Origin of the sequence: Novosphingobium sp. (assembly GCF_025351285.1) — a bacterium.
Lineage (GTDB): Bacteria > Pseudomonadota > Alphaproteobacteria > Sphingomonadales > Sphingomonadaceae > Novosphingobium.
In genome coordinates this window covers 24,615-35,123 of the sequence record NZ_JANXWG010000042.1, presented here as the reverse complement: position 1 = coordinate 35,123, position 10,509 = coordinate 24,615, and the positions used below count along the sequence as shown (strand labels likewise).

Below are 10,509 nucleotides of genomic sequence, written 5' to 3'. Positions count from 1 at the left end.
GGCGATGGTGCCGGGGCTGCCGCGCCCGCTGCCGTGGCGCGAGATCTTCGTTTATTCGCGCCGCGTTGAAGGCATTCACTTGCGCGCCGGGCCGATCGCGCGCGGCGGTTTGCGCTGGTCAGACCGTCGCGACGATTTCCGCACCGAAGTGCTCGGGCTGATGAAGGCGCAGCGCGTCAAGAACGCGGTGATCGTGCCGACCGGCGCCAAGGGTGGGTTCTATCCCAAGCAGTTGCCCGATCCGACGCGAGACCGTGAGGGCTGGCTGGCCGAGGGCAAGGCCAGCTACCGGGTGTTCATCCGCACGCTGCTGTCGATCACCGACAACATCGTCGAAGGCAAGGTAATCCACCCCGATGCGGTGGTGATCCGCGACGGGGAGGACCCGTACTTCGTGGTCGCCGCCGACAAGGGCACCGCCACCTTCTCGGACACCGCCAACGCCATTGCGGAAAGCCAGGATTTCTGGCTCGACGATGCCTTCGCCAGCGGCGGTTCGAAGGGCTACGACCACAAGGCGATGGGCATCACCGCCAAAGGCGCGTGGCTGTCGGTGCGGCGGCATTTCCTCGAACTGGGCGTCGACGTCCAGGCCGACCCGGTGCGCGTGGTGGGCGTGGGCGACATGTCGGGCGACGTGTTCGGCAACGGCATGCTGCTGTCGAAGACGCTGAAAGTGCTCGCCGCGTTCGATCATCGCCACATTTTCCTCGATCCCGACCCCGATGCAGCGAAAAGCTGGACCGAGCGCGCGCGGCTGTTCGCGCTGCCGCGATCGAGTTGGGACGAATACGACCGCACCGTGATTTCGGCTGGCGGCGGCGTGTTCCCGCGCACGATGAAGGCGATTCCCTTGTCGGCAGAAGTCCGCGCCGCGCTCGATATCGAAGCGGCGGAGATGGACCCCGAGACGCTGATCTCGGCGATCCTGCGCGCGCCGGCCGACCTGCTGTGGTTCGGCGGCATCGGCACTTATGTGAAAGCGGCCAGCGAAAACAACGCCACCGTTGGCGACCCCGCAAACGACGCCATCCGCGTCGATGCCGAACAATTGCGCGTGCGCGTGATCGGCGAAGGTGCAAATCTGGGCATCACCCAAGCCGCGCGCATCGCGTTTTCGCTGGCGGGTCCGATCGGTGCCGACGCGAAGCCGGTGGGTGGCCGAATCAACACCGATTTCATCGACAATTCGGCCGGGGTCGATTGCTCGGACAACGAGGTCAACATCAAGATCGCGCTCGCCTCGGCCAAGCGGGCCGGGCGGCTGTCCGAACGCGGGCGCGTGTCGCTGCTGGTCGGCATGACCGACGCGGTGGCGGCGCATGTGCTGGAGGACAACCGCCTGCAGGCGCTGGCGTTGTCGATTGCCGAACGCCCCCGCGCAGCCGCCATTGCCAGCTATTCGCGCCTGATCGACATGCTTGAAGAAGCGGGTGATCTCGATCGCCGCACCGAAGGGCTGGCCGATGCGGAACAGCTAACCCGCCGCGCTGCTGAAGGCCACGGCCTCACCCGGCCAGAGCTTGCAGTGCTGCTGTCCAGCGCCAAACTGGTGCTCCAGCGCGCGCTCGAAGACAGCAATGTGGTGGATGATCCGGGGCTCGCGGGCGAACTGCTCTGTGCGTTCCCTGAACCGATGCGCGGCAAGTTCCGCAAGGACATCCTGGCTCACCGGCTGCGCCGCGAGATCATCGCGACGCGGCTCGCCAACCGGATGGTCAACCGCATGGGCATGCTCCACCCGTTCGAACTGGCCGAAGAGGAAGGCGCATCGCCCGCCCAGGTCGCCGCCGCGTTCGTCGCGGCCGAGCGGCTGTTCGGCATGGATGCGGTGTGGCACGCCCTCGAAACCGCGCCGATGCCCGAAACCGCGCGCATCCTGCTGTTCGACCGCGCCGCCGCGGCATTGTCCAGCCACATGGCCGATCTGCTGCGCGTCGGCGCCGGCACTGTGCCGCCTACGCGGCTGGTGGCCGAACTGGCCAAGCCGATGGCGAGCCTGTCAGACGCGGTCGGTACGCTGCTGGGCGTGGAACCGCGCGCGCAGTCCGATGCCATGTGCGCAAGGCTGGTTGCAGCCGGCGCACCGCCAGCCGAAGCCGCAATGGTTGCGCACTTGTTCGATCTCGACGGTGCCGCCGGGATCGCCATGCTCGCACGCGACAGCGGTACTGCCGCGCCGGCACTGACCGGCGCGTTCATCGAAGTCGGTGTGCGGCTCGGGCTCGATTGGGCGCAGCAGACTGCCGAACGCATGAACCCGTCCGATCCGTGGGAGCGGCTGCTGGTCAACGGCCTGGCGCGCGATTTCCAGCACATGCGGCTTGATTTCCTGCGGCGCGTGGCCAAGGGTCGCAAGGACCCGGTCCCGGCCGCCACCCGCTGGCTCGACACCCACGCCGCCGCGATCCAGCAATTTCGCGCGCTGGTCGGCCGGGCGAGGGGCGCCAGCCCGGTTACCCCGGTGATGCTGGCGCAACTGGCCAGCCAGGCGCGGGGTGTGCTGGCGAAGTAGCGGGGCGGGCCGACTCCTCTGCCTTGACCTTCGCCCCATTTTGCTCAAACGCCCGTGCAAACGGGAGTTGAACGAAATGGAATCAGCGGACATCGTCATCGTGGGTGCCGGACACGGCGGCGCGCAGGCGGCACTGGCCTTGCGCCAGAACGGCTTCACCGGCTCGATCGCGATGATCGGGCGCGAGGCCGAGCCGCCTTACGAACGCCCGCCGCTGTCGAAGGAATACCTCGCGCGCGAGAAGCCGTTCGAGCGGCTCTATATCCGCCCTCCGACGCTATGGGCAGAAAAGCAGATCCGCATGGAACTGAGCCGTGAAGTGCTCGCCGTCGATCCACTGGCAAAGCGGCTGACGCTGTCGGGCGGTGAGACGTGCGATTACGGCACGCTGATCTGGGCCACCGGCGGCGATCCGCGCAAGTTGTCGTGCGCCGGGGCGGACCTGGCGGGCGTCCACGCGGTGCGCACGCGCGAAGATGTCGATCGGCTGATGGGCGAATTGGATGCCGGCGCGAAAACCGTCGCGGTGATCGGCGGCGGCTATATCGGGCTGGAGGCGGCGGCGGTGCTGACCAAGCTCGGCTGCCAGGTCACGCTGCTCGAAGCACTGCCGCGCGTGCTGGCGCGGGTGGCGGGCGAGGATCTCTCGGCGTTCTACGAAGCCGATCATCGCGCGCACGGCGTGGACTTGCGCACCAGCGTCATGGTCGATTCGATCGTGGGCGACGGCGTGAAGGCCACCGGAGTCCTGCTTGCCGACGGCAGCGTTGTCCCCGCCGAGATCGTCATCGTCGGCATCGGCATCATCGCCGCGGTCGGCCCGCTCATCACCGCCGGCGCGGCGGGCGGAAACGGTGTGGAGGTGGACGAATTTTGCCGCACCAGCCTGCCCGATATCTACGCGATCGGCGATTGCGCCAGCCATTCCAACGCCTTCGCCGATGGCGCGGTGATCCGGCTCGAATCGGTCCAGAACGCCAACGACATGGCCAACACCGTAGCCAAGGCCATCTGCGGAGATCCGCAGCCCTACAAGGCCACGCCGTGGTTCTGGTCGAACCAGTATGACCTCAAGCTTCAAACCGTCGGCCTCTCGACCGGCTACGACCAGGCCATCCTGCGCGGCGATCCGGCCACGCGCAGTTTTTCGGTGGTGTACCTGAAGGGCGGCCATGTGATCGCGCTCGACTGCGTCAACATGGTGCGCGATTACGTCGCCGGGCGGAAGCTGGTAGAGGCGCGCGCGACGCCCGACGTGACGGCGCTGGCTGATCCCGAGGTGGCTTTGAAGTCGCTGATCTAATGAGCTGATTTTGACGTTCGCATTCCGATAGCTTGGACGCACATGTTACAAGCCTGAAAACCGCTGGAATGGCATTGGCAGCCCCAGGGCCTGGCCGCAGTGGGGTTGTTTCCTGGGCGCAAGTGTCATCGCCTCAGTGCAGCCGCGTCTTCGGGAACATCCATCGATGGATCAGGCTCGGCCGGAACGGCTGCCAGGCGCCTTCCTTCAGCGCCAGCCGGTCGGCCAGCGCGATCATCACGCTGGGGTTGACGCCCAGGCCGATATGGCTGGCCATGACCTCGATGTTCTCGGCTTCGGCGTGCCCGGTTTCGGGGTGCTGCACCGATCCGCGCCAGTGGACCACGCCGTCGCCCTTGGTCAGGATCGAGGTGGTCGGCACCGGCGGGGCATTGTTGAGGCCAGTGAAATGGTGGCCGTGGTGGACTGGTGCGGCATCCTTGCCGTTGAGCATTTCGAACAGGTGGCGCGCGTCCGAATGGTCACGATCGTCCGAGATCGGGCTGCCGAGGCTGATCACCTGGCGCACCGCTTCGGGGTGGATCTTGGCGAGTTCGCGCGCCAGCAAACCGCCCAGGCTCCAACCGATCAACGAGACCTTGCGGCCGGTCTCCTGGTGGATCGTCTGCAGCCGGTCCACCAGTTCCTGCACGCGCTGGCCGTCGATCCGCACGTTTCGACCCAGTTCCCAGCCGCGTGCGTCATAGCCGAGATCGGTAAGCAGCCTGCGCATCGGTGAAGTCGATTTGTCAGAGGCCATGAAGCCCGGCAGCACCAGCACCGGGTGGCCATCGCCCTTGGGCAACAGCCCCAGCAATGGGCGCGCGACGACGAAAGCGCCAAGTTCGAAGACCGCGCGTACTTCGCCGATCGTGAGCAGCTTGTGCGGCGGGGTGGCGGGGCGGCGGATGGAGGTAGCAGTGGTCATGTCGTGGGAGTCTTTCGTTTCGCAGTCTCGGATCGCTTGGCAGTCTCGGATCGCTTGGCAGTCTCAGGGCGCTTAATAGTCCTAGGGGTCCCCGGCTTGGCCGCGGTCTTGGCGCGAGGCGCGGGCTTTGGCTTTGTAACGGTGGCCGCGGGTGCCGGTTCCGGCGCGTCTTTCGCCGCCTTTGCCGCATCGCGCAGTTCTGTGAAGCTGTCCTCTATGCACTGTGCGTAGAATTCCGGATCGGGCATCACCTTGCGATCGGCGGTGAAGCTGATCGTCGCCTCCTTGCAATAGCTCTGCACGACATGGCCCAGGCCCATCCCGTCGGTCAGGCACAGCAGCCCCATCATGCTTTCGAGCCGCGCGCCGGCGGAGTAAATCGGCACCGGCGGGCCGGGCACATTGGTGACCACGGTCGAGAACGGCGGCGCCATGCGGTTGGCCAGGCCCAGCCGGGTATAAAGCTGCGCGCCCAGTGCCATGAACAGTGCGGGCGAAACCTTGCTCATCTCGGTCATGTTGCGCGCGCCGATCGCGTCGGTCATCGCCTTGGAATTGGTGGTTTGCGAATGGACATAGCGCAGCCGTTCGGCCGGATCGGCGATATGCGTGCCGAGGGGAGCGATCATGGCGGCGACCTGGTTGCCCATGTCGCCCTTCTCGTCGGTGGAGCGGACCGAGATCGGCGCCATCGCGGTCAGCGTCTTGTCCGGCAGATCATCGTGCGCAAGCAGGTACTTGCGCATCGCCCCGCCGACGATCGCCAGGAACACGTCGTTGACTTTCGCGCCCGGCGCCAGCGCGCGGATCGCCTTGATATCGGCCAAGGCAACGCTGCGTCCCTCGACCACGCGGTTGGGCGAAAGCACCACGTTGAAGCGCGATCGCGGGGCAAGCATCTCGCCGTGGACCTTGAAGTCCTTGGTCAGCAGGCCCTTGGTAGCCCGCGCCAGCCCCGGCACCGCGCGCGCGGCCACTTCGATCTGCCGCACCGGATTGGTCACCGCGTTGAACCAGCTTTTTGCCAGCAGGCCGAGCACGTTCGGCACCGGTTCGGGCTTCCACTCATCGGGCTGCTGCGGCGCCGCGGCGTGCGGATCGAGCGTGTGGAGCGCCTCCATCAAGTCGATTCCGCTCATCCCGTCGATCGCGCAGTGGTGGACTTTGGTGACCATCGCGAAGCTGCCGGGCGAGACACCGGGCACGTTGTCCAGCCCCTCGATCACCGTGAATTCCCACGGCGGCCGCGTCAGGTCGAGCGGGCGCGCGAAAATCCGCGCGGCCTGGATGCACAATTGCCGCCAATCGCCCGGCTTGGGCAGCGCGAGGTGGCGGACATGGTATTCGAGATCGAATTCCTCGTCCTCGATCCAGTACGGATAATCGAGATCGAACGGCACCCGCACCAGCCGTTGGCGCATGGTCTTGGAAAGCTGCATCCGGCTTTCGTAGAAGCGCAGGATGTCCTTGAAGCGGACGAACCCACCGGGCGCCGTCGCCGGATCGTAGATCAGGATCGAACCGATATGCATCGGCGAATTGCGCGTTTCCAGCGCAACGAACGAGGCATCCATGCCCTGGAGCTGCCGCAAAGGCGTTCCTTCCCCCTATGCCATTTCTGGCCGCTCGGTTGATCCGGGCTTTGGATGAAACGTAACCTTCCCCCGAAGTCTGTCAACAACCGCTTCCGCAAGCGACCCGACGTCCCTAAATGGGCCGACGATGGCCCGTACCCCTTCCGCACCCCCCGCCAACGCGACCCCCGACCGGTTCAACGAAGATCGGGCCAGCTATACGCTGCGCGGGTCCGACCAGCCCGATATCGAGGCCGGCGTCGCCGCGATCCGCGAAGTGGTCCAGACCTTGCGGCCCAAGCCCGGCGTTTACCGGATGCTCGATGCGCGCGGTGACGTGCTCTATGTCGGCAAGGCGCGGGTGCTGAAGAACCGCGTGGCCAATTACACGCAAGTCGATCGGCTGCCGCTGCGGCTCAAGCGCATGGTCAGCCAGACGCGCGGCATGACCATCGTCACCACCAATTCCGAAGCCGAGGCGCTGCTGCTCGAAGCGCAGCTGATCAAGCGCTTCCGTCCGCCCTACAACGTGCTGCTGCGCGACGACAAATCGTTCCCGTTCATCCTGTTGCGCACCGATCACGCTTACCCGCGCATCTCCAAGCATCGCGGCGCACGGCGCGCGAAGGGCAATTACTACGGCCCCTTCGCCAGCGCCGGATCGGTCAATGTGACGATCAATGCGCTGCAAAAACTGTTCCTGCTGCGCAGTTGCACCGACAGCTTCCTCGCGCGCCGCGACCGACCGTGCCTGCTCTACCAGATCAAGCGCTGCTCGGCCCCCTGCGTCGGGCGGATCGACGAGGCCGACTATGCCGAACTGGTCGGCGAGGCGCGCGATTTCCTCGGCGGCAAGAGCGGCGCGGTCCAGGCCAAGCTCGAAAGTCAGATGGCCGAGGCGGCAACCGCGCTCGATTTCGAACGCGCGGCCATGCTGCGCGACCGGCTGCGCGCCGCCACCTTCATCCAGGGCAGCCAGGGCATCAACGCCGCCGGCCTCGCCGATGCCGATGTGTTCGCGGCGGCGGCCAATGGCGGGCACTTCGCGGTGCAGGCGTTCTTCATCCGCGGCGGACAGAACTGGGGCCACCGCGCGTTCTTCCCCACGCACACCGAGGGGCTGAGCGAGGCCGAAGTGCTCACTGCCTTCCTTGCGCAATTCTACGAGGAAGTCCCGCCGGCGCGGCTGGTTCTGGTCGATCGCGAATTGCCCGAGGCCGAATTGCTCGCCGAAGCGTTCGCCGGCGCGGCCGGCGGCAAGGTGGAAATCAGCGTGCCCCAGCGCGGCGACCGCCGTCGGCTGCTCGAACAGGCCAGCCGCAATGCGGTCGAGGCGCTCGAACGGCGCATGGCAGAAAGCGGCACCAAGGCGAAGATATGGCGAGAGATGGCCGAATTCCTCGAACTGCCCGAACCGCCCGCTCGCGTGGAAGTCTATGACAACAGCCATATCCAGGGCACCCATGCGCTCGGCGCGATGATCGTGGCCGGGCCCGAGGGCTTCCTCAAGAACCAGTACCGCAAGTGGAACATCAAGACCGCGCAGACCAACGACGATTTCGGCATGATGCGCGAAGTGATGGGCCGCAGATTTGCGCGCGCTCAGGACGAGGACCCGGACCGGGATAGCGGCATGTGGCCCGATCTGGTGCTGATCGACGGCGGCAAGGGCCAGATGAGCTCGGTAAAAGATGCGCTCGAGGAGCTCGGCATCGAGGACGTGGCGTTGGTGGCGATCGCCAAAGGCCCGCACCACGGCCGCGAGGGGCGCGAGGTGTTCCACTTCCCCGACGGCCGCGAAAAGATGCTGCCCGAAAATTCGCCCTTGCTGTTCCACCTCCAGCGCCTGCGCGACGAAGTCCACCGCTTTGCCATCGGCGCCCACCGCGACAAACGCAGCCGCACGATCACCGCCAGCCCGCTCGACGAAGTCCCCGGCATCGGCCCCGCCCGCAAACGCGCGCTGCTGCTGCACTTCGGCACAGCAGGCGGAGTGCGCGCGGCCGGGTTGGAGGACTTGCAGAAGGCACCCGGCGTATCGGCCACGGTGGCGCAGGCGGTCTACGATTTCTATCATCCGAAGGGGTAGGCCGCCGACCGGCAACCGGCAATTCCTTGGCTTGCAAAATGCAATCGAAGGCTGATTGTGCCCGGGTCGGTCAGATCCCGGGCAACTGGGCGGCCTGGGCGGCGCGCTCGGTGATGCCGTCTTCCGAACAGACGTCGAGCAGCGCCAGCCCGTCGACCGTGGCCAGGATCAGCGCGGCGGTGCCCACCGGATCGGGCAGCCCGGCAGGATCGAGCCTTGCCTCGATCCAGATGCGAAAGCCCGTCGCGATCTGGCGTGCGACGGCTGGAAACGGCGCTTCGCCGCGCGCGGAGGCGGCAACCACTTCGATCCACAGCCGCATGTACGGTTTCATGTCGGGCGTCGTGGTGATCCGCGCGGCAATCGCGATCAACGTGGCCGGTGGCAACTTCGGCCCGAGGGGAATGGCATCGGCAAGCTGGGCGCCGATATCGCTGGCGATCTGCGCCATCGCCGCCGCCAGCGCCTCGGCCTTGTCGGCAAAGTAGTAAAGCAGCATGCGGTCGCTCACCCCGGCGGCGGCGGCAAGCTGGCGCAAGCTGGTGGCCGCAAGGCCGCTGTGCAGCAAATGCGCGGCCAGCAGGCTGGTGGCGCGTGCGCGCTGGTCGTCTCGGGGTGCCATTGTGTTTTCCTCTTGTAGCGACCGCTACAGCAACCTATTGATGTAGCAAGTGCTACAAAATTGGGTGTCACCATGCCGCAGTATCATTTCCTGCCTGTCCTTGCCGCAATCGCGTTCCTGCTTGCCGGAATGGTGATCATCGCTCGCGCTGCTGCAGGTCCCGGGCGCGGCATGTGGTTGATCCCCGCCACGCTATCTGCGGCACTGTTCGGCTGGTCGGTCTGGACGGTCGCGCTCGAAGGCCCGCTGGGATTCTGGTCCGAACACCTGCGCGATGCCTGGGGCAACCAGATCTGGTTCGATCTGCTGCTGAGCATGGGCACGGCGTTCGCGCTGCTTGCCCCGCGCGCCAAAGCCCGTGGCATGCGGCTGGCGCCATGGTTCGTGGCAATCGCCTGCACCGGCAGCGTGGGGCTGCTGGCCATGGCCGCGCGCTATCTGTTCCTGCGCGAAACTGCGCCGGCGGCGCGCCACACCCCGGCCTGAAGGAATGCGATCATGGCAAGCTTCCGTCTGTTCCTGGCTGCGCTGGTTCTGGCCATCGTTGCCTATACCGCGGGCACGATCGCGCATCACGGATGGAACCTGATGCCGATGTTCTTCGGCGCCATCGCGCAAGGCGCCTGGCCGGGCCAGTTCAACCTGGATTTCGTGGGGCTGCTGTCGTTGTCGGGGCTGTGGCTGGCGTGGCGGCACAATTTCAGCCCGGTGGGTCTGGCATTGGGCGTCCTGGGATTTTTCGGCGGGACCCCGGTGCTGGCAACATACCTGCTGGTCGCGAGCGTCCACGCCCGGGGCGATTCGCGCGTGCTCGTGCTTGGGCCGAAGCGCGCGGCACTGGCATCCCCGATGACTGCCGATTGCGCAGCATGATGACCCGCCGGCCTCAGTAGGGCGGTGGCATGCTGGTGCGTTGAACTTGCGCGGCCTGGGTCCACCACGCCAGATCATCGGCAAACCGGGGAAAGGCGCGGGCCAGCGCCTCGCCGCCTTCGCCGGTCGGGCGGCCTTGCGCGTCGAGTGCATGGCCGATCGCGCCCACTGCCAATGTGCTCGAAACCACCACCATGCCCATTTCGGACAGCGTGCCATGCCAGGCGAGTCCGGCCCGGACACCGGCAAAGCGTCCTGCTGAATAGCTGGCGATCGCGGCAGGGCGCCAGAACCATTCTTCGAGGAAATGGTCGGTCAGGTTCTTGAGCCCGGGTTGTACGCCCCAGTTGTACTCGCCCGTCACGAACACGAAGGCATCGGCGCCGCGGATTTTCCCGGCCAGTTCTTCAAGCGCCGGCGGCGCCTCTCCGGATGGGTATTCCTTGTACATGCGATCGAGCATCGGCAGGCCGATGGCCTTGGCATCGATCAATTCGGCCTGCGCACCGCGATCGTTGAACGCTCCGCATAGGAAATGGGCGAGCCGGATGCCCTGCCGGTCAGATCGGTATGAGCCATAGAAGATCAGGATCTTGGCAGGCATG

9 protein-coding genes are annotated in these 10,509 nt (G+C 66.2%); 5 read left to right on the top strand and 4 right to left on the bottom strand.

The window, feature by feature from the left end; genetic code table 11:
* The coding region (locus Q0R16_RS05170) for an NAD-glutamate dehydrogenase domain-containing protein (protein WP_295633015.1) at nucleotides 1–2,515 on the top strand (2,515 nt) is incomplete at its 5' end.
* A 76-nt stretch (nucleotides 2,516–2,591) separates the two neighbouring features.
* Nucleotides 2,592–3,818, top strand: coding sequence for an FAD-dependent oxidoreductase (locus Q0R16_RS05165; protein WP_295633012.1), 1,227 nt, complete (start codon nucleotides 2,592–2,594; stop codon nucleotides 3,816–3,818).
* Nucleotides 3,819–3,951: 133 nt separating this feature from the next.
* Here the strand turns inward: Q0R16_RS05165 and Q0R16_RS05160 are convergent, their stop codons facing one another.
* Together Q0R16_RS05160 and Q0R16_RS05155 are read right to left on the bottom strand one after the other, a co-directional pair.
* Nucleotides 3,952–4,746 (bottom strand): alpha/beta fold hydrolase, encoded by a 795-nt coding sequence (locus Q0R16_RS05160; protein WP_295633010.1) that lies wholly within the window; start codon nucleotides 4,744–4,746, stop codon nucleotides 3,952–3,954.
* Nucleotides 4,743–6,338, bottom strand: a complete 1,596-nt coding sequence (locus Q0R16_RS05155; protein WP_295633007.1) for a wax ester/triacylglycerol synthase family O-acyltransferase — start codon at nucleotides 6,336–6,338, stop codon at nucleotides 4,743–4,745. The genes Q0R16_RS05160 and Q0R16_RS05155 overlap by 4 nt, the downstream gene beginning before the upstream one ends.
* Nucleotides 6,339–6,468: 130 nt before the next feature.
* Here Q0R16_RS05155 and uvrC point away from each other — a divergent pair, with 130 nt between their 5' ends.
* On the top strand, nucleotides 6,469–8,409 hold the full coding sequence (uvrC, locus tag Q0R16_RS05150) for an excinuclease ABC subunit UvrC (protein ID WP_295633004.1): 1,941 nt from the start codon (nucleotides 6,469–6,471) through the stop codon (nucleotides 8,407–8,409).
* A gap of 70 nt (nucleotides 8,410–8,479) precedes the next feature.
* On the opposite strand, the gene Q0R16_RS05145 is transcribed toward uvrC, so the two are convergent.
* Nucleotides 8,480–9,031 (bottom strand): TetR/AcrR family transcriptional regulator, encoded by a 552-nt coding sequence (locus Q0R16_RS05145; protein ID WP_295633002.1) that lies wholly within the window; start codon nucleotides 9,029–9,031, stop codon nucleotides 8,480–8,482.
* A gap of 72 nt (nucleotides 9,032–9,103) precedes the next feature.
* On the opposite strand from Q0R16_RS05145, the gene Q0R16_RS05140 reads away from it, so the two are divergent.
* Together Q0R16_RS05140 and Q0R16_RS05135 are read left to right on the top strand one after the other, a co-directional pair.
* Nucleotides 9,104–9,517, top strand: a complete 414-nt coding sequence (locus Q0R16_RS05140) for a hypothetical protein (RefSeq protein WP_295632999.1) — start codon at nucleotides 9,104–9,106, stop codon at nucleotides 9,515–9,517.
* A 12-nt stretch (nucleotides 9,518–9,529) separates the two neighbouring features.
* Entirely contained in the window at nucleotides 9,530–9,904 is a 375-nt protein-coding gene (locus tag Q0R16_RS05135) for a hypothetical protein (protein ID WP_295632996.1), read from the top strand.
* A gap of 13 nt (nucleotides 9,905–9,917) precedes the next feature.
* Here Q0R16_RS05135 and Q0R16_RS05130 read toward each other — a convergent pair whose 3' ends face one another.
* Nucleotides 9,918–10,508: an NADPH-dependent FMN reductase gene (locus Q0R16_RS05130; RefSeq protein WP_295632993.1), complete on the bottom strand. Its 591-nt coding sequence runs from the start codon at nucleotides 10,506–10,508 to the stop codon at nucleotides 9,918–9,920.
* Nucleotide 10,509: the final 1 nt, after the last annotated feature.

What these genes read in the sequence shown, in the direction of transcription:
- Q0R16_RS05165 (WP_295633012.1), top strand. Translation starts at nt 2,592, where the DNA reads ATGGAATCAGCGGACATCGTCATCGTGGGTGCCGGACACGGCGGCGCG.
- Q0R16_RS05160 (WP_295633010.1), bottom strand. Translation starts at nt 4,746, where the DNA reads ATGACCACTGCTACCTCCATCCGCCGCCCCGCCACCCCGCCGCACAAG.
- uvrC (WP_295633004.1), top strand. Translation starts at nt 6,469, where the DNA reads ATGGCCCGTACCCCTTCCGCACCCCCCGCCAACGCGACCCCCGACCGG.
- Q0R16_RS05145 (WP_295633002.1), bottom strand. Translation starts at nt 9,031, where the DNA reads ATGGCACCCCGAGACGACCAGCGCGCACGCGCCACCAGCCTGCTGGCC.
- Q0R16_RS05140 (WP_295632999.1), top strand. Translation starts at nt 9,104, where the DNA reads ATGCCGCAGTATCATTTCCTGCCTGTCCTTGCCGCAATCGCGTTCCTG.
- Q0R16_RS05135 (WP_295632996.1), top strand. Translation starts at nt 9,530, where the DNA reads ATGGCAAGCTTCCGTCTGTTCCTGGCTGCGCTGGTTCTGGCCATCGTT.
- Q0R16_RS05130 (WP_295632993.1), bottom strand. Translation starts at nt 10,508, where the DNA reads ATGCCTGCCAAGATCCTGATCTTCTATGGCTCATACCGATCTGACCGG.